Genomic DNA, 15,342 nt, shown 5'->3' with positions numbered 1-15,342 from the left:
GGTTTCGCCGACGTTGCGCTCGTAGTCGCGCTCGGGAGGGATTCCATGTCGATGCGCATCGCTCTCGCCGCCGTCGCCCTGCTCGCCGCCATCCAGCTCGTCCCCGTCGATCGCAGCAACCCGCCCGTCACGTCCGAGGTCCCGGCCGACCCTGCGACGCGCGAGATCCTGCGCCGCGCCTGCTACGACTGCCACTCGAACGAGACGCGCTGGCCGTGGTACGCGCGCGTCGCCCCCGTGAGCTGGCTCGTCGCGCACGACGTCGAGGAAGGGCGCGAGCACGTCAACTTCTCGACGTGGAACGAGTACACCGCGAAGAAGCAGCGCAAGAAGCTCGACGAAGTCTGGGAGGAGGTCGAGGAGGGCGAGATGCCGCTGTGGTTCTACGTTCCCCTCCACCCCGATGCGAAGCTCGGCGAGGCCGACCTGCGCGCGATCGAGGCCTGGGCGAAGGCCCGCTGACGAGGCTCACCGGGGCGCGTCGCCTGCCAGCGCGGCGCGGAGCCCGGCCGCCAGCTCGTCCTCGGCCCACGCCGCCGGCCGCAGCTGGAACGGCCCGCCCGACGTGCGGCGCACGCGACGGTCGAGCCACACGGCGCCGTCGCGCGTGCGCAGCATGCGCACGCGGAAGTCGGCTTCGGTCGTGCCGACCCACAGGATGGGCAGGGACAGCGTCACGGCGACGCGCGGCCCGAGCTCTTCGACGCGCACGAGCAGGGCGGTGTCGACGCCCTCGGCGGCGAGCGCGGCCGCGAGCGCCGCATCGCCCTGCGCCGACCACGGCGCGAGTGCGCGCACACCACCCGGCGGCGCGAGCGATCCGCAGCCGAGCCCCTCGAGCGCGCGCTCGATCGCGCGCAGCGCCATCGCCTCGCGCTCCGCGCGATCCTTCTGGTCCTCGCGCCAGGCCGTCTCCGGGAGCACCGCGACCGTGCCCAGTGCCGCGCTCGCGCACGGCGCTGGCGCGCCGACCGCGTCCCACGACTCGACGTGCCCCGACATGCAGCCCGCTGCGATCGAGGCGATCGCGGCGAGCTCAGCGGCCGCGACGAGCGGGCCCGCGCGCGGCGTCACCGCGGCGCGGCGTCCGCGACGTCGGCCTCGACGTCGATGCGGTCGACGTAGAACGCGACGTGCCCGGCGATCGCGGCGACTGCGTCGATCGGCGTCTCGTAGCTCCAGGCCGCGTCGCCCTCGGTGCGATCGCCCGCGACGACCGACCAGTACGAGGCCGTTCCCTTGAACGGGCAGCGGGAGCTGCGCGCACTGGCGAGCAGCGCGCCCTCGCGCACGTCGGCGCGCGGGAAGTAGACGACGGGCGCGAGGCCCGTCTCGCGCAGCACGAGCGCGCGCTCGCTGCGCGCGATCTCGACGCCGTGCAGCGACGCGCGCGCGGACACGCCGCGCGCGTCGATGTCGACGCGATGCGCGCTCCCGGACGCGCGGCGAGCGTCGTGTCCCATCGCTCCTCCCTTCGGTGTTCCGTTCGCGCGCAGCGTGGCGCCGCGGGAGTGCCGGTCGCGGCGTCTCGCGGCGCGCGCGACGCCGAGGCTAGGCCGCGCGCGCGAGCGCCGCGAGCGCGAGCAGCGCGAGCCCCCCGGACTGGCCGGGAATCGCGCGCAGCACGGCCGTCGCGCCGACGCGCACGCGGCCCGCTCCGGCGCTCCCGCGCGGCGGTACGGGCAGCCAGCGCCCTACGCGCTCCGCGTAGGCCGCATAGGCGTCGGCGTAGCGCTCGCGCAGCCGCTCCTCCTCGCGCCGCACGACGACGGCGAACACGGCGATCGCCCACGCGAACGAGGCGGGCGCGAACGCCGGGCGCGCCGCGAGTGCGACCGCGCCGGCGACGATCGCGGCGTTGGCCAGGTAGAGCGGGTTGCGCACCCACGCGTAGGGGCCATCGACCGCGAGGGTCTTGGGGCGGCCGCCTCCGTATGCGTTGTGGCACGCGGCCCAGGCGCGCAGCACGACACCACCGGTCGCGAGGAGCGCGCCCGCGACCCACGGCGCGGCGCCGACCGGCGTCGCGCCGCGCGCGAACGCGAACGCGATCGCGGCGGCCGCGGGCAGGCCGGCGAGCACGTTGCGCAGCAGGAACACGGTGCGAGCGACGTTCACGGGGGCCTCGTGCGCGGCGGCCGCGCTAGCGCGCGACGAGGAAGAGGAGCGCCACGAACTGCACGCCCGCCACCGCGAGCAGCATCCACAGGCCGCCGAGGAAGAGCGCGAGCGACGGGCCGCCGAGCACACCGGCGAGGTTCGCGACCTCGAGCGCGTGCGCGAGCATCGCACCCGACCAGACGGCGGCGTTCAGCGCACCGGTGAACAGGAGCTCCCCCGAGCTCGCGAGCCGCCGCTGCTGGCGCACCGAGAGAAGCCCGAAGAAGAGCGCGACCGCGAGATAGACGCCACTGCAGAGCCGCCACGCGACGGGCTCGGGCACGCCGCCGGCGAGCACGACGATCGCGAGCAGCGACAGGAGCGCCGGGCCGATCGCGTTCACGACCATGAAGCGCACGACGTAGAACGCGCCGGGCGGCAGGGCGCCGCCGCGTTCGACGAGCACGAGCGCGATGGCCGCGAAGCCCGCGAGCGCGAGCGAGAACTCCGCGAACGTGCCGAGCGCTTCCATCACGGGCTCCGGTGCGCGCGCCGGGCGCGGCGCGCACGCTACACGGCGCGCTGCGCGCGCGGCAAGCCGCCCTGCGTCGGTTCGCCGCCGTCGCTAGCCTAAGCGAGCACGCGCCGCTCGCGCTCACGCGGTCGCGCGACGAGGCCTCCGCATGACGCGCTCCTCCGCCGACGTCGACCGCGCGCTCGCGCGCCTCGCCACCCACGACTTCGGCGGCCACAACCCGACCGAGGCGCAGCTGCGCGAGCTCGTCGCCGCGGACCGCAGCGGCCCGCTCCACTTCGTCAACCTGCTCGCCTACCGCGAGCGCGCCGCGTACCCCGCCGGCCACGAGCTCGCCGCGCGCGGCCTGAGCGGTGCCGAGGCCTACCAACGCTACGGCGCCGTCGCGGTCCGCCACGTCGTCCAGCGCGGCGGGCGGCTCGTCGCGCTGAACGACGTCGCGCAGACCGTGATCGGCGGCGACGACGGCTGGAGCCAGGTCGCGATCATGGAGTACCCGGACACCGAGGCGTTCCTCGACATGCTCGCCGACCCGGAATACGCGAGCGCCCTCGTCCACCGCGACGCCGGTCTCGCGCGCACGAGCGTCCTCGTCACGCGTCCGCTGCTTCCGGACTCTCGTTAGGCGCGCGAAGCGCCGGCACCCTGCACGGCCGCGGGGCGCCGCGGGGCTAGTCGCCGGAGATCAGCACCCAGACTCCCACGGCGACGAAGCCCGCGCCCGCGAGCCAGCGCACGACCGACGGGCTCACGTACTGCCCCACGATGCTGCCGGCGAGCACGCCGAGCGCCGACGACAGCACGAGCGCACCGGCCGAGGCCGCGAACACGGTGAGCCGCGGGTGCGACGCGTCCGACGCGTAGAGCATCGTGGCGAGCTGCGTCTTGTCGCCGAGCTCGGCGACGAAGACGGTGGCGAACACGGTGAGGAAGAGCTTCGGGTCCATGGGAAATCTCCGTTCGCGGCGCGCCGGCGCCGCGCTCGTGTCAGCGCCGCGCGCGCTCGTCTCCGAGCAGCAGCACCGCGACGTCACCCCGAGCGGCGAGGCTCGCCCAGAGCAGATAGGCGGACAGGAAGAGCGAGCCGCCGAAGAACCCGAGCGCGCCGAGCGCGAAGCCACCGGGCGTGAAGCGGTGACGCCACGCGAGCCAGAGCGCGGACAGGGACAGGAAGCCCGTGAAGTCGAGGTCGAACTGTCCGGGCCACTCCATCTTCGCGATGTCGCCGAAGAACACCGGGAGCAGACCCAGACCGTGCGCGTCGACGACGACCGCGGTGTAGACGGCCAGGACGCCGAACACGAGAGCGAGATGGACGCGGAACGCGAGCATGCGGAGCTCCTCTTCGATCGGGCGCGCTTCGCGCCCGGTCAGGACGCGGGCGCCGCGACGTAGCAGAGCACGTCGCTCGCGACGCCGGGCGAGAGATTCGGGAACTCCGTGTGCGCGCGCAGCCTCGCCTCGAGCGCGAACCCGCGCTTCTCGAGCACGCGCGCGGACGCGCGGTGGTCGGGGTGGCAGAAGGCGTGAAGCCGCTCGACGCCCTCGCGCGCGGCCCACGCCACCATCGCCGCGAGCATCTCCGTCGCGAGTCCGCGGCCCCACGCGTCGCGCGCGAGCACGTAGCCCGTCGCGGCGCGCGTCGGCGCCTCGAACGCGAGCCCCGTGCTCCCGAGCAGGGCACCGTCCTCGCGCGCGAAGGCGAGCAGCGGGCCGGCCGGCCCGCGCGCCCACTCGGCCTCGCTCCACGCGACGAACGCGCGACTGGCCGCGACGTCCGCGTGGCGCGGCCACGAGAGGTACCGCACGACCTCGACATCGCTCGCATAGCGTTCGAAGATCGCGGGCGCGTCGGCCGCGCGCGGCGCGCGCAGCCACAGGCGCTCGGTCTCGAGCTCGAACGGCGGCGAGGTCATCGGGGCCCCCTCGCGGACCGGCGCGTCCGGCGCCTCACTCCGCGTGGTCGAACGACGCGAGCACGCGCATCCCGCGCTCGGTCCGCCGCACTGCATAGGATTCGCGCCATCGGAGCTCCGCGGCGCCGTCCGCGCGCAGGAGCTCCCAGGTCGCCGACACGAGCGCGGCTTGCGCACCGATCGCGACCGCTTCGAGCGCGACGTACCGACACGAGCGGCACCCTCGCGCGCGGTAGTCGTCGAGCACGCCCTGGAAGTGGTGCGCGACGTCGGCTTCGGTGGCGAAGGCCGTGGCACGGCCGCGCGCGTCGACCGCGAGGAAGGGGGGCGCATAGCGCCGCGCGACCTCCTCGCCGCGGAACGTCGCGAACGCGGCGACGAAGCCGTCGAGGAACGCGACGGCCTCGACGCGCAGCGACTCGTCCATGGCGGGTCTCCGGATCCCGAAGGAGGCGCGGCGGGAGCATACCGGCCGCCGCCCGCGCATCGCGTCAGCGCGGCACGCCGCCCGGGAACACGTGGATCGCGCGGTTGAAGGGCGCCGCGTGCTCGGGGTCGTAGCCCGAGGCCGCGGCCGGGTCGTCGTCCCACAGCACGGAGCCGCCGGGCTCGGGGAGGTGCGCGCGCAGGCGCGTCTGCGTCGCGGCGTCGAGCGCGCGCCAGTGCCGGCGCAGCTCCTCGAGACACCAGACGCGATAGCGCGACACGGGCAGCCCCTCGTACCGACAGCCCTGCACGACCTGCGCGAACCGGCTCGCGCCGGCGGCGAACGCGCGCGCGTTCTCGCGCAGCTGCACGAGGTGCGTCTCGCACGCTTCGCGCAGCAGCGCCGCGAGCGGCGCGTCGACGTCGGCGACGAGCGGCGCGTCGTCGGGCTGCGGCGCGGCCTCCCACATGCGCGCGACCCACGTGTAGACGCGCGGCGCGCACTCGCGCATGAGCGAGGCCGGCGTCGGGTCCTGCCCGAAGTGGCGCAGCATCGGGCCGGCGAAGCCGAAGTCGGCGATCGTCGGTCGCGCGCCGAGCACGAAGGGACGCACCGCGAACGTCGCCTCGAGCAGGTCGAACGCCGTCCGCGTCGTCCGCTCGACGTGCTCGACCGTCGCCGCGCACACGCCGTCGCGCTCGACGAAGCCGCCGCGCTGACGGCGCACGAGCGCGAGGCGCTTCAGGAAGCGCGGCCGGTTCAGGAAGGGCAGCTGCTCGTCGGCGAGCACGCCACTCGCGTGCTCGCGATCCTCGCGATGGCTCCAGCGGTAGTGCATCGCGGGACGCCACAGCCACTCGTCCGCGTGGTCCTCGAGCAGGAGCGCCAGGAAGCGCAGGCCCGCGTCCTCGGGGTAGATCGACGCCTTCGCGCGCTGCGACTCGAGCCACGCGATCGTCGGCGTCGAGTCCGACATCCAGCGCCCGTCGTCGAGCCGCACCACGGGGCTCTGCACGACGCCCGCGCCCGCGCGGATTTCGCGCGCGTGCGGCGTCATGGCGAGCAGCTCGTAGGGGATGCCGCGGTAGCGCAGGTACGTCTCGAGCTTCCCCGCGTAGTACGAGATCCGGGATCCGTAGACACGCATCATCGCGACTGTCTCCCTGCGAGCGGCACGTCGCTAGGCGTCGCGCGGCGCGGACGCGTGCCGCGCCATGCCGTCGATCGCGTGGCGCCGCAGCTTCGGGTCGCGCTCGGCCGCGGCGAGCTCGGCGAGGAACGCGTGGATGCGCGCGTCGGGCGGGCGCGTCCACGCGAGCGCGACGACCGCGCTGCGGCGCACGCGCAGGCTCGCGTCCGATCGCGCGGCCTCGACGAGCGCGGGCACCGGGTCGAGCGCGAGATCCGCGCCGCCCTTGCAGCGGTCGCACCCGAGCGCGTGCGCCGCCCACTTGCGCACCTCGGGCGACGGGTCGCCGCGCAGGAGCTCGATCGCGATCGCCTCCGACTCGGGGTCGACGTGGTGGTCGAGGAAGCGCAGGCAGTCGCGACGCACGCGCCAGTCGTCGTCGCGCAGCCCCCGACGCACCGCGCTCGTCGCGTCGACGCCGAGCCGGAGGAACGCCTCGAAGCGCTTGCGGTCGGGAGATGCGGCGAGGGCGCGGAGCATCTCGTCGACGTCGGTCGGCTCGAAGGTCATCGGCGCTCCCGTGCTCTGGACTTCGAAGCCCCCGAGCCACCGAGCGCAGACGGCGCTCGCGACGCCGGACTATGCGACGCGCCAGCGATGTCCGCACGCCGCGCATCGCCGTCGCCCCGGAGAGGCGGAGAACGGAACGCCGACGAGCAGCGAGAGCGCGCGGAAGCGTCGTCGCGTGCGCGACGGCGGCCCCGCGTCGGCACCGCAGCGCGGGCACGCATCGCCTTCGTCGCGCGCATCCGCGACCGTCGCAGGGGCGCTCGCCGGCCCGACCGCGCGGAGGACGGCCGCCGCTTCCTCCGCCTCCGACGCGGCGACGGTGACGCGCACTCCGCCGATCGCGGAAGCGTAGAGCCACTGGATGCCCGCGAGATGTTCGTTCTCGACGGCCGCGGGGATTCCCGCCGCCTCGAGCGAGGCCCTCGCGAGATGCGCCTCGACGGGCGTCGGGAACGTCGCGACGACGATGCGATCGACCCAGTCGACGGGCGGGCGAGTCGGTGGCGCGGGCCCTGCGACGAGCCGACTCCCGCAGGCGGGGCAGACCGCGATCTCGTCGCGGAACTCGCCGTGGCGACGGTCGCGGAGGAGGTCGGGACAGTCGCCGTCCGCGCAGTGCTTCACGCGAGCTCCACGTCGCGAGCGCGACGCCCTTCCCGGCGCGGAACGTCGGGTGCATTCGCGCCGGGGACGTCGTGCACGACGGGCTCGGACATGGACGCGCCTCCGCACGCATCGTGCGATCAGGAGTTCAGGTACCAGAGCCCCGCGTTCAGGTACGTCGCGAACGCGACCCACGCGGCATACGGCGCGAGCAGCCAGCCCGCGAGCGCGCGCACGCGATGGAGTGCGACGGCCGCCGCGACGACCGCGGCGAGCAGCGCGACGATGTCGACGAGCGCCACGCCCTTCGCGTGGAGACCGAAGAAGAGCCACGACCACGCCGCGTTGAGCGCGAGCTGCAGGGCCCACAGCCCGAGCGCGCGATGCGACGCGGGCCGCGCGCGCCACGCGAGCCAGCCCGCGACCGCGATCGCGGCGTAGAGCACCGACCAGACCGGTGCGAACACGACGGGCGGCGGCGTGAGCGGCGGCTTGCGCAGTGCCGCATACCACGCGCCCGGCTCGAACCGAGCACCGAACGCCGCGGCGGCGCCGACCAGCGCGAGGAACGCGACGAGCGAGACGGCGTCGCGCACGGCCCGCCTACTCGCCGCCCGCGAGCGCGACCAGCGCGCAGAGGCTCAGCAGCAACGGGACGAGCGAGCACCCGAGCAGGTTCACGAGCCGCATCCGATGGAGCGGCGTGAGATGTCCGAGCCCGGGCCGCGACACCGCGCTCACGATGCCCGCGAAGCCCGCGAGCGCGAGGTCGGCCTCGACCATGAGCTGGAGGGAGTCGACGGGATCCAACGGGCCCCCGGTTCGCGCGCGGATTGCGACGCCGCGCACGCGCGGGCCGCAGCCTAACCGATGCCGATGCCCGCACCCGCGCGAGCGGGCCCTCGCGCGCGGCTCAGGACCGGCGCGCGACGCCCGCCTTCTCGAGCATCGTCTCCATCGGGCACCAGCGCGTGAACGCCGACTGCAGCAGGTTCGCACCGACGAACGCGGTGAACAGGTGCCAGTACGGGCTGTGCACGTAGCCGAGCCCGAGCGAGACCAGCACGAAGCTCCCCGCGATCGCGCGGATGTACTGCTCCATCTTCATGTCAGGCCCTCGTTGCAGGGTCGCGCACATCGACGCGCCGCCCGGATTGAAGCCGATCCGGGCGCACGGGCGCCAGACGCCCGGATCGACGTCGCGCCTCTCTCGTCGCACCGCGCATGGGGATCGACCGGAACCGCGACGCCCGCGCAAGCGCGGTCCGACGCCACGCGCCACCCGTCACTGGGACAGGCCGGGCCACCCGGCATCCGCGAGCAGTGCGTTCACCACGAGGACCGAGACGAGCACGGCGGCGGAGACCAGCAGGACGTCGAGGAGCCCGGCGCGCCCGCGCCGCACGTCGCGCGCCAGCAACGACGCGATCTCCGCCGTGACCGCCGCCACCACGAGCGTCCCGGTCTCGAGCCAGCCGCCGAAGTAGGCGCGCGCGAGGAGCACCGGCCCGACCAGCGCGGCCAGGACGAGAGCCACGATCGCCGCGTACGGCAGCAGCGCCCCCGTCGAATCCGCCACGAGCAGGAAGAGGGCGACGTCGTCGCGTCGATCGTGTCGCCGTTGCGTCTCGGACATGGCAGTCCCTCCGGCGCAGCCGCGCCGATCGGATCGTCCGCGCTCGCTAGTCGGGCGTCGCGCGCCCGCGCCTCCGGCCGAGCTGCCAGGCGGGAGGCGAGTCGCTCTCGACCGCGCGGGCCACTGCGACCACGAGCGTGCTGGCCGAGACGTTGAGCGAGGCGAGGAGGGTCCGCACGAGGATGCCCGGGGAGAACGGGACGACGAGACCCGTCCCGGAGAGCACGCTCGCGAGGCTCGGTCCGGCCAGGATCGCGACGGAGGGCCAGCGCACGCCGGGGAACGACCGGCGGACCGTTCCCCGCGTGATGGCGCGAACGATCACCACGACGAGCGCGAGAGGGGAGAGGCCAGCGAGCACGACCGGAGCGGACCCGACGAGCGCCGTGCCCGGAGCGAGCGACGAGAGGGCGAACGGGAGCACGCCGCACACGGTCGCGATCAGGCACGCGACGATCGCGCCCGCGACGCGGAGCAGCGGATCGGGTGCCAGGTGTCGCGGCTTCCCGGGCGCACCGGACACGATCGGGCCGGAGAAGCCTGCGAGCGTGATCGCCATCTCCGCAAGGCTCGGCCGCACGTCCTCCGGAACCACGTCACTGCGCCTCGGATGTCGGACGCGCGCGGCGCGAAGAGCGCGAGGACACCCGATCCGGCGCGGCGTGCGAGCCGAAGCGTCGACCGGCTCGTCAGGTCGGCCGCGCCCTCGGACCGCCGGCGCCGCTTCGACGCGGCGGCTCAGGCCGCCGCCTGCCAGAGGCCCCGCGCTCGCGCGAGTGCGAGCAGCACCGCCGCCGTCCCGACGACCGAGCTCACGACGCCCAGGTAGAGGACACAGGCGAAGACCGCCTCGGCCGCCGCCGACGCTTCGTGCCCGGCGCCGGAGATGGGCGCCGCGCGGCCCGCGCCGAGCGCGGCACCGAGGACGAAGGCCAGCCAGAGTGCGTAGGCGCCCGCGACGTTGACGACGTACGTGAGCCGGGCCGCGACGCCGGCGACGCGGAGCTTCGGCCACAACACGCCGAAGGCGATCAGCACGAGCGCGCACTGGATGCCCGTCGTGTGCGCCGCGAGGCCCATGCGCGGATTGACGAGGTGCGGCACGGCGCCGCCCGTCAGCAGCGCGAGGAAGAGGAGCAGCACGCCCGCGAGCGAGAGCCGATACGAGATGTCGAGCGACGTCATCCGACGATCCTCCCTTTCTCCCCTTCTCCCCTTCGGCGCGGCATCGCACGCCTTCCACGCCCGCTCGGGGCGCGGCGCGCCCCGTCCCGCCGGGCTTCGCGGCGAACCTCGTCACGGCGCCGGCGGGCGTTCGACGGGCGACTCGATCCTCCCCGAGAGCGCGAGCCGCACGCTCACGACCGCGCACCAGGCGAAGAGCGCGGTGAGGAGCAGCCGCTGCCACAGCCCCGTGAACTCGCGGCTCTCGAGCGTGCTCGCGAGCCCGGCGAGGAACGCGACGCCGAGCGCGCCGGAGACGACCGAGTACACCCAGAGCGCGCGCAGCGACGCAAGGCTGCGAAAGCGCAGACCGAGACAGACGGCGCCGAGGCTGCCCGCGAGGAACGTCGGGGGAGCGATCCGGTCGTGCACGAGGTTCGCGATCGATCCGCCCGATTGCGGGCAGCCGACGTCGCACGAGAAGAAGCCCGCGAGCAGGATCCCGCCGCCGAAGAGGCCGACGAGCGAGGCGCCGACGGTGGTCCACCGATGCCGCGGGAGGCGCGCCGCGAGCGCGACGCCGAAGCCCATCAGCAGCAGGCCGGTGGGCGCGAAGCCCGCGTAGTTCATGAGCTGCGCGTGCGACGTGCCGGTCGCGCCGAGCTCGCTGATGAAGTGGTGCAGGTGGCTGTAGTCGGGCCGCAGCGCCGCGCAGCAGACGGTGACCGCCGCGAACAGGAGCGGGCCGGCCAGACCTCCGAGCGCGAGGACGCGCGACATCATCCCCTCCGATCGCACCGCGCCGACGACGCGACCAGGATGCGCGCCGGGCAGCCGCCTAGCCGAGCGCAGCCGCGTAGATGAGATCCACGCCGGCCTCGGACAGCGCATTGCGCACGCCGGCGCCGCTGAGGTCGCCTCCTGCGATCGCGGCGGCGATCGCCGCTGCGTGCGGCGCCTGCCAGACCTGATCGCTCGGGTACCACGTCGCGCTCTCGCACCACCGCGGGTGCCCGGACTTCGCCTCGTTGGGCACGAGCTCGCGCCCGGGCCCCGGCGCCGAGAAGAGCGGCACCCAGTTCCCCGACCGCTCGTCCGACGCGATGCAGACGAAGAAGTGCGAGCCCTGCACGCGACCGGCGCCGCTCGCCGAGCACCGCCCGCCGCCGGCCTCGAGCTCGTCGGGGTCGAGGTGCAGCACGATCCCGTCGGCGATGTCGGTGGCCTTGATCATTGCGCGCTCCGCTCGCCCTGTGGCCGCCGGGCTCGGGACCGCCACCCGAGGCGGAGCGAGCCATTGCGATCGGCGCGCGAGGCTACCGGATTCGAACGCGCGGCGCGGCGCGCCGCGTCGGGCCCGCTCACGGCCCGCTCGCGGCCCGCTGGGCCGCTACTTCGAATAGCTCGGCTGGTAGAGCTCGACGAGGACGCCACCCGGCATCCGGAAGTGGGTCGCCAGGCCGTAGCCGACGTCCGCGATGTCGTCGGTGAACTCGACGCCGCGCGCCGACAGCTCGGCGCGCGTGCTCCGCACGTCGTCGCAGTAGAAGGAGACGTAGTGCGTTCCCGGTGTCGCCCCCTCTGCGTCCGACGCCGGGTGACAACCCATGTCCGCTTCCGGCAGATCGAAGATCAGCCAGCCTCCGCCCACGTCCGTCGCGGGAAGCCCGAGCTTCTCGCCGAGGAACGCGCGGAGCGCTGTGGGCTCCGCCGAGTAGAACATCGTATGGACCCCTCGGATCATCGCGTCCTCCCCCGGTGGTGCGCGCGGTGCGGTCCGATCGCGAGCTCGGCGCGCGCGCGGACAAGCTCGCGAACACCGACCCCGAACGCTCGCGCGGTCGAAGCGCTCCCCCGTCTTTTGCGATCCACGAAAGTCACCGAGCGAGCCGTGGTGCAACGCCACCACATCGCGACGTCGCGCGCGCATGCGAGCCGTCGTCGGCCCGCGCGGCCCTCGGCTTCCGCGATCGAGCCGCTCACACGAAGCCAAACCGGAATCGAAGCGCAAACACCACGCTGATCTTCGCCCACGCATCGCGCCGAGCCCACGTCGCGTCGCGCCGCGGCGAGCCCACTCGATCCGATGTGAGGCGCGCGTTCGCACGCGCGTCGCGCGGCGCTTTGCGCTTGAAGATGCGACTAACGAGCGGTTAGGGTGAGCGCGGTCACATCGAATCCCCCACCAGCGTGTCGCACTTGGGCATCCCCGTCCGAGGGTGGCGATGGCTGAGCGATTGGACCGGGCTCCGATGATCGATGCGCTTCGGCGATCGCGCGCGCGCGACCGCCGCACTTCGCATTCCGCCGGTGGCACGTGGCTCGCGCGCGGCGCGATGATCGCCGCGTTGCTCGTGTCGCTCGGCGCGCTCGACTGGAATCGCGACACCGTGTTCATCGACGTCGAGCTCGAGCACTTCGAGCTCCGCGCGACGGCCGACGGCATCACGACTCCGGTCTACCGCGTCGCGACGGGAACGCCCGCGCATCCGACGCCGACCGGGCGCTTCGACCTGCGACACTGGATCGGCAACCCGGGCTACACGCCCGGGCCGGCCGCGCGCGCGAACGGCGCGGTGGCGACGCGGCCTTCGCGGAGCGGTCCGCTCGGCTACGCGAAGATCCCGTTCTTCCGCAGCTTCCAGGTCCACGGGGGTGCGCACCGGTACGCGCTCGGCGCGCCGGTGACGCTCGGCTGCGTGCAGCTCACCGACGACGCGATGCGCCGTCTCGAAGCCTGGCTCGCCGCGCGCGGCGCGCTCGAGGCGGGCATCGAGACGCCGCACGGCGAGGTGCGCCACCTCTTCCGGCGCCCGACCACGCTCGTCATTCGCTAGGCGTCCCGGCCAGCCACCGCTCGGCCGCCACCGGATCGACGAACACGACGTCGAGCGACGGGAGGGCCGATGCGCCCGCGAAGCGGCGCGCGCCCTCGCGCAGCTCGAACGAGTCCACCAGCACGCCGATCTCCGAGAACCGCTCGAGCACGCGCGGGATGTCGCGTTCGATGATCGCCGCGGCCTGCGCGGGAGTCGGCGGATCGACGTCCGAGCCGCGCCCGTCGACGAGCAGGCGCACTCCGTCGGCGCCGTCGGCCGCGGCGAGCAGCTCGCGCACGGCGTCGCGATAGGCGTAGCGGCCGGAGAGCCGCAGGCGCACTCCGCCCGGCTCGAAGCGAACGTCGATCGGCACCCGGCTGGCCCTCCGCACGCACAATGCCCGCGGTCGGGCGGAGGGTACGCGGCCCGCGCCGGGAGGGTTACGCCTTTGCGTCGGCTCCGAGCGGCAGGTCGGCGCGCGTGAACAGCGGCTCGAGCGCGACGCCGCGCGCGGCGAAGGCGTCGGCCGCGCCCTCGCCGCGGTCCACCAGGCACAGCACGCGCGCCACCTTCCCGCCCGCGGCCTCGACGATGTCGAGCGCGTCGAGCGTCGAGCCGCCGGTGGTCGTCGTGTCCTCGACGAGTGCGACGCTCTGCCCCGCGGCGAAGGCTCCTTCGATCTGCCGAGCGAGCCCGTGGCTCTTCGCCTGCTTGCGCACGAAGAAGCCGACGAGCGCCGTGGCCGGGTCGCGCTCGGCGGCGGCGGCGAGCACGGCCGCGACGAGCGGCACGGCGCCGACGGCCATGCCGCCCACCGCGTCGACGCGCGGCCCCGACGCGAGGCGCTCGCAGAGCAGGTGTCCGGCGAGCCGCACGCCGCGCGGGCGCATCAGCGTCTGGCGCAGGTCGAGGTAGAAGTCGCTCTCGCGCCCGCTCGAGAGCACGACCTTCCGGCGCTCGAACGAGACGTCGAGGATGAGGTCGAGCAGCTCGCGTCGCTCGTCGGCCACGTCGCTCCCTTCGCGCGCCGTCGCGCGCTCAGCCCTTGCGCATGCCGAGCATCGTCTCGGCGATGATCTTCGTGTGCAGCTCGCTCGTGCCCTCGCCGAACTCGAGGCTCTTCGCCTCGAGCAGCAGGCGCCCGATCTCGTACTCCGCCGTGCACGAGTAGCCGCCGAAGATCTGCATCCCGTCGAGCGCGTTCTGCACGGCGGCCTGGCTCGCGAGCAGCTTCGCCATCGAGCTCTCCATGCTCGCGCGCGCGACGCCCGCGTCCTTCATGCGCCCGAGCTGGTGGACGACGAGCCGCGCCTGCTGCACGCGGCACACCATGCTGGCGATCTTCTGCTGGACGAGCTGGAACTCGCCGATCCGCTGGTCGAATGCGGTGCGCTCGTTCGCATAGGGAACGGCGAGGTCGACGCAGCGCTGCGCCTGCCCGACGCAGCGCGCCGCGACCGAATAACGTCCGAGGTCGAGCGCGGCACCCAGGATGGGGAAGCCGCCGTACTCCTCGCCGAGCAGCGCGTCGTCGGGCACGAACGCGTCCTCGAAGTGCACCTCGGCCAGGTTGTCGCGCTTGAGCGTGCGCATCGGGAAGTCGCCGAGCCGGATGCCCTTCGCCGTCTCGGGCGCGCGCGGGTCGAACGCGAACACGGTGACGCCCTTGTGCCTGCGCGCGCGGTCGAGCGTCGCGACCGCGAAGAACAGGCCCGCGTGTGCGGCGTGCGAGATGAACACCTTGGTGCCGTTCAGCAGGTAGCCGCCGTCGACCTTCGTCGCCGTCGTGCGCAGGTTGCCGAGGTCGGTGCCGCCGCCGGGCTCGGTGAGACAGGCCGAGCAGAGCGTGCGGCCCGCCGCGATGCCGGGCAGCCAGCGCTGCTTCTGTTCGTCGGTGCCGAAGCGCAGGATCGACGACGCACACAGCGAGTTGCTGACGGAGACGACCGACGCCGTCACCCAGTCGACGCGCGCGAGCTCCTCGCACAGGATCCCGTACGTCACGACGTCGCTGAACGAACCGCCGTACTCCTCGGGGATCATCGGCCCCAGGAACCCGAGCGGCGGGAGCTTCGCGATCAGCTCGAGCGGGTAGCGCTCCTCGCGCTCGTACTGCTCGACCCAGGGCAGGATCTCCGCCTCGGCGAAGGCGCGGACGTGCTGGCGCACGGCGCGCTGCTCTTCGGTGAGATCGAAGTCCATCATCCGGTCGAGCGGGCTGGTCACGGGGCGGCTCCCAGGGTCGCGCGGCCGGCGCACCCGCGCGGCGCGCGCCGTGGGCGGCGGGCCGGCGCCGGCGGCCTTCGGCCAGTGGCGAGGGCGGCCCATACTAGCTTGCGGGCGGGCGCGCGCGGCCGCGCGCGAGGCTGGCGCGGAGCGCGCGATCCCCTACCCTGCGGCGCCCCGCAGCGCCCTCCCGTCGTTCCCGTCGGGCGCCGCGCGA

Annotated in this window: 26 protein-coding genes; 3 read left to right on the top strand and 23 right to left on the bottom strand. The window is 74.3% G+C overall.

The window, feature by feature from the left end; genetic code table 11:
- The first annotated feature begins 45 nt into the window (after positions 1 to 45).
- Positions 46 to 462, top strand: a complete 417-nt coding sequence (locus R3E88_11210) for a heme-binding domain-containing protein (GenBank protein ID MEZ4217037.1) — start codon at positions 46 to 48, stop codon at positions 460 to 462.
- Positions 463 to 468: 6 nt separating this feature from the next.
- On the opposite strand, the gene R3E88_11205 is transcribed toward R3E88_11210, so the two are convergent.
- The 4 genes from R3E88_11205 to R3E88_11190 form a co-directional block, all read right to left on the bottom strand.
- The gene (locus R3E88_11205; GenBank protein ID MEZ4217036.1) at positions 469 to 1,074 is read right to left on the bottom strand and encodes a hypothetical protein; all 606 of its coding nucleotides are present in this window, start codon (positions 1,072 to 1,074) and stop codon (positions 469 to 471) included.
- On the bottom strand, positions 1,071 to 1,463 hold the full coding sequence (locus R3E88_11200) for a DUF427 domain-containing protein (protein ID MEZ4217035.1): 393 nt from the start codon (positions 1,461 to 1,463) through the stop codon (positions 1,071 to 1,073). The genes R3E88_11205 and R3E88_11200 overlap by 4 nt, the downstream gene beginning before the upstream one ends.
- 88 nt (positions 1,464 to 1,551) lie before the next feature.
- Complete coding sequence (locus tag R3E88_11195) at positions 1,552 to 2,118, bottom strand: methyltransferase (GenBank protein ID MEZ4217034.1); 567 nt, start codon at positions 2,116 to 2,118, stop codon at positions 1,552 to 1,554.
- 25 nt (positions 2,119 to 2,143) lie between these two features.
- Entirely contained in the window at positions 2,144 to 2,632 is a 489-nt protein-coding gene (locus R3E88_11190; protein MEZ4217033.1) for a hypothetical protein, read from the bottom strand.
- A gap of 151 nt (positions 2,633 to 2,783) precedes the next feature.
- Between R3E88_11190 and R3E88_11185 the strand changes: the two genes are divergently transcribed.
- On the top strand, positions 2,784 to 3,260 hold the full coding sequence (locus R3E88_11185) for a DUF1330 domain-containing protein (GenBank protein ID MEZ4217032.1): 477 nt from the start codon (positions 2,784 to 2,786) through the stop codon (positions 3,258 to 3,260).
- A 46-nt stretch (positions 3,261 to 3,306) separates the two neighbouring features.
- Here the strand turns inward: R3E88_11185 and R3E88_11180 are convergent, their stop codons facing one another.
- The 16 genes from R3E88_11180 to R3E88_11105 form a co-directional block, all read right to left on the bottom strand.
- Entirely contained in the window at positions 3,307 to 3,582 is a 276-nt protein-coding gene (locus tag R3E88_11180) for a TMEM165/GDT1 family protein (GenBank protein ID MEZ4217031.1), read from the bottom strand.
- A gap of 40 nt (positions 3,583 to 3,622) precedes the next feature.
- Positions 3,623 to 3,967: a hypothetical protein gene (locus R3E88_11175; GenBank protein ID MEZ4217030.1), complete on the bottom strand. Its 345-nt coding sequence runs from the start codon at positions 3,965 to 3,967 to the stop codon at positions 3,623 to 3,625.
- 38 nt (positions 3,968 to 4,005) lie between these two features.
- Positions 4,006 to 4,551 carry a GNAT family N-acetyltransferase gene (locus tag R3E88_11170; protein ID MEZ4217029.1) on the bottom strand — a complete coding sequence of 182 codons (546 nt, stop codon included), beginning with the start codon at positions 4,549 to 4,551 and terminating at the stop codon, positions 4,006 to 4,008.
- Positions 4,552 to 4,585: 34 nt separating this feature from the next.
- Positions 4,586 to 4,978: a hypothetical protein gene (locus tag R3E88_11165; protein ID MEZ4217028.1), complete on the bottom strand. Its 393-nt coding sequence runs from the start codon at positions 4,976 to 4,978 to the stop codon at positions 4,586 to 4,588.
- A gap of 64 nt (positions 4,979 to 5,042) precedes the next feature.
- Complete coding sequence (locus tag R3E88_11160; GenBank protein ID MEZ4217027.1) at positions 5,043 to 6,128, bottom strand: glutathione S-transferase C-terminal domain-containing protein; 1,086 nt, start codon at positions 6,126 to 6,128, stop codon at positions 5,043 to 5,045.
- A gap of 30 nt (positions 6,129 to 6,158) precedes the next feature.
- The gene (locus R3E88_11155; GenBank protein MEZ4217026.1) at positions 6,159 to 6,677 is read right to left on the bottom strand and encodes a HEAT repeat domain-containing protein; all 519 of its coding nucleotides are present in this window, start codon (positions 6,675 to 6,677) and stop codon (positions 6,159 to 6,161) included.
- Between the two features lie 69 nt (positions 6,678 to 6,746).
- The gene (locus R3E88_11150; GenBank protein MEZ4217025.1) at positions 6,747 to 7,301 is read right to left on the bottom strand and encodes a DUF2007 domain-containing protein; all 555 of its coding nucleotides are present in this window, start codon (positions 7,299 to 7,301) and stop codon (positions 6,747 to 6,749) included.
- A gap of 119 nt (positions 7,302 to 7,420) precedes the next feature.
- On the bottom strand, positions 7,421 to 7,876 hold the full coding sequence (locus R3E88_11145; protein MEZ4217024.1) for a TspO/MBR family protein: 456 nt from the start codon (positions 7,874 to 7,876) through the stop codon (positions 7,421 to 7,423).
- Positions 7,877 to 7,883: 7 nt separating this feature from the next.
- Entirely contained in the window at positions 7,884 to 8,090 is a 207-nt protein-coding gene (locus R3E88_11140; GenBank protein MEZ4217023.1) for a hypothetical protein, read from the bottom strand.
- 103 nt (positions 8,091 to 8,193) lie between these two features.
- On the bottom strand, positions 8,194 to 8,388 hold the full coding sequence (locus R3E88_11135; protein MEZ4217022.1) for a DUF2892 domain-containing protein: 195 nt from the start codon (positions 8,386 to 8,388) through the stop codon (positions 8,194 to 8,196).
- Between the two features lie 177 nt (positions 8,389 to 8,565).
- Entirely contained in the window at positions 8,566 to 8,916 is a 351-nt protein-coding gene (locus R3E88_11130) for a hypothetical protein (protein ID MEZ4217021.1), read from the bottom strand.
- A 46-nt stretch (positions 8,917 to 8,962) separates the two neighbouring features.
- On the bottom strand, positions 8,963 to 9,475 hold the full coding sequence (locus R3E88_11125) for a hypothetical protein (GenBank protein ID MEZ4217020.1): 513 nt from the start codon (positions 9,473 to 9,475) through the stop codon (positions 8,963 to 8,965).
- A gap of 179 nt (positions 9,476 to 9,654) precedes the next feature.
- Positions 9,655 to 10,101 (bottom strand): hydroxylaminobenzene mutase, encoded by a 447-nt coding sequence (locus tag R3E88_11120; protein ID MEZ4217019.1) that lies wholly within the window; start codon positions 10,099 to 10,101, stop codon positions 9,655 to 9,657.
- 111 nt (positions 10,102 to 10,212) lie between these two features.
- The gene (locus R3E88_11115; protein MEZ4217018.1) at positions 10,213 to 10,863 is read right to left on the bottom strand and encodes a DUF998 domain-containing protein; all 651 of its coding nucleotides are present in this window, start codon (positions 10,861 to 10,863) and stop codon (positions 10,213 to 10,215) included.
- Between the two features lie 55 nt (positions 10,864 to 10,918).
- Entirely contained in the window at positions 10,919 to 11,314 is a 396-nt protein-coding gene (locus R3E88_11110) for a hypothetical protein (GenBank protein MEZ4217017.1), read from the bottom strand.
- A gap of 156 nt (positions 11,315 to 11,470) precedes the next feature.
- Positions 11,471 to 11,824: a hypothetical protein gene (locus R3E88_11105; protein ID MEZ4217016.1), complete on the bottom strand. Its 354-nt coding sequence runs from the start codon at positions 11,822 to 11,824 to the stop codon at positions 11,471 to 11,473.
- Positions 11,825 to 12,416: 592 nt separating this feature from the next.
- Between R3E88_11105 and R3E88_11100 the strand changes: the two genes are divergently transcribed.
- Positions 12,417 to 12,917 carry a L,D-transpeptidase gene (locus R3E88_11100; GenBank protein ID MEZ4217015.1) on the top strand — a complete coding sequence of 167 codons (501 nt, stop codon included), beginning with the start codon at positions 12,417 to 12,419 and terminating at the stop codon, positions 12,915 to 12,917.
- Here the strand turns inward: R3E88_11100 and R3E88_11095 are convergent.
- From R3E88_11095 to R3E88_11085, 3 genes are all read right to left on the bottom strand, one after another.
- On the bottom strand, positions 12,907 to 13,272 hold the full coding sequence (locus R3E88_11095; protein MEZ4217014.1) for a hypothetical protein: 366 nt from the start codon (positions 13,270 to 13,272) through the stop codon (positions 12,907 to 12,909). The two genes, R3E88_11100 and R3E88_11095, sit on opposite strands and share 11 nt — an antisense overlap.
- Positions 13,273 to 13,339: 67 nt before the next feature.
- On the bottom strand, positions 13,340 to 13,909 hold the full coding sequence (gene pyrE / locus R3E88_11090; protein MEZ4217013.1) for an orotate phosphoribosyltransferase: 570 nt from the start codon (positions 13,907 to 13,909) through the stop codon (positions 13,340 to 13,342).
- Between the two features lie 28 nt (positions 13,910 to 13,937).
- A complete protein-coding gene (locus R3E88_11085) occupies positions 13,938 to 15,125 on the bottom strand; it encodes an acyl-CoA dehydrogenase family protein (GenBank protein ID MEZ4217012.1) in 1,188 nt (395 codons plus the stop codon).
- Positions 15,126 to 15,342: the final 217 nt, after the last annotated feature.

The sequence above is a fragment of the Myxococcota bacterium genome (genome assembly GCA_041389495.1).
Taxonomy (GTDB): Bacteria; Myxococcota_A; UBA9160; order UBA9160; family UBA4427; genus JAWKRT01.
The sequence above is the reverse complement of the archived record's forward strand: the minus strand, read 5'-3'. Positions and strand labels throughout refer to the sequence as shown.

Bases quoted from the DNA above. Each gene is read 5' to 3' on its own strand.
- R3E88_11210 (MEZ4217037.1), top strand. From the start codon at position 46: ATGTCGATGCGCATCGCTCTCGCCGCCGTCGCCCTGCTCGCCGCCATC.
- R3E88_11200 (MEZ4217035.1), bottom strand. From the start codon at position 1,463: ATGGGACACGACGCTCGCCGCGCGTCCGGGAGCGCGCATCGCGTCGAC.
- R3E88_11190 (MEZ4217033.1), bottom strand. From the start codon at position 2,632: ATGGAAGCGCTCGGCACGTTCGCGGAGTTCTCGCTCGCGCTCGCGGGC.
- R3E88_11185 (MEZ4217032.1), top strand. From the start codon at position 2,784: ATGACGCGCTCCTCCGCCGACGTCGACCGCGCGCTCGCGCGCCTCGCC.
- R3E88_11180 (MEZ4217031.1), bottom strand. From the start codon at position 3,582: ATGGACCCGAAGCTCTTCCTCACCGTGTTCGCCACCGTCTTCGTCGCC.
- R3E88_11175 (MEZ4217030.1), bottom strand. From the start codon at position 3,967: ATGCTCGCGTTCCGCGTCCATCTCGCTCTCGTGTTCGGCGTCCTGGCC.
- R3E88_11170 (MEZ4217029.1), bottom strand. From the start codon at position 4,551: ATGACCTCGCCGCCGTTCGAGCTCGAGACCGAGCGCCTGTGGCTGCGC.
- R3E88_11165 (MEZ4217028.1), bottom strand. From the start codon at position 4,978: ATGGACGAGTCGCTGCGCGTCGAGGCCGTCGCGTTCCTCGACGGCTTC.
- R3E88_11160 (MEZ4217027.1), bottom strand. From the start codon at position 6,128: ATGATGCGTGTCTACGGATCCCGGATCTCGTACTACGCGGGGAAGCTC.
- R3E88_11155 (MEZ4217026.1), bottom strand. From the start codon at position 6,677: ATGACCTTCGAGCCGACCGACGTCGACGAGATGCTCCGCGCCCTCGCC.
- R3E88_11135 (MEZ4217022.1), bottom strand. From the start codon at position 8,388: ATGAAGATGGAGCAGTACATCCGCGCGATCGCGGGGAGCTTCGTGCTG.
- R3E88_11130 (MEZ4217021.1), bottom strand. From the start codon at position 8,916: ATGTCCGAGACGCAACGGCGACACGATCGACGCGACGACGTCGCCCTC.
- R3E88_11125 (MEZ4217020.1), bottom strand. From the start codon at position 9,475: ATGGCGATCACGCTCGCAGGCTTCTCCGGCCCGATCGTGTCCGGTGCG.
- R3E88_11120 (MEZ4217019.1), bottom strand. From the start codon at position 10,101: ATGACGTCGCTCGACATCTCGTATCGGCTCTCGCTCGCGGGCGTGCTG.
- R3E88_11115 (MEZ4217018.1), bottom strand. From the start codon at position 10,863: ATGATGTCGCGCGTCCTCGCGCTCGGAGGTCTGGCCGGCCCGCTCCTG.
- R3E88_11110 (MEZ4217017.1), bottom strand. From the start codon at position 11,314: ATGATCAAGGCCACCGACATCGCCGACGGGATCGTGCTGCACCTCGAC.
- R3E88_11105 (MEZ4217016.1), bottom strand. From the start codon at position 11,824: ATGATCCGAGGGGTCCATACGATGTTCTACTCGGCGGAGCCCACAGCG.
- R3E88_11100 (MEZ4217015.1), top strand. From the start codon at position 12,417: ATGATCGCCGCGTTGCTCGTGTCGCTCGGCGCGCTCGACTGGAATCGC.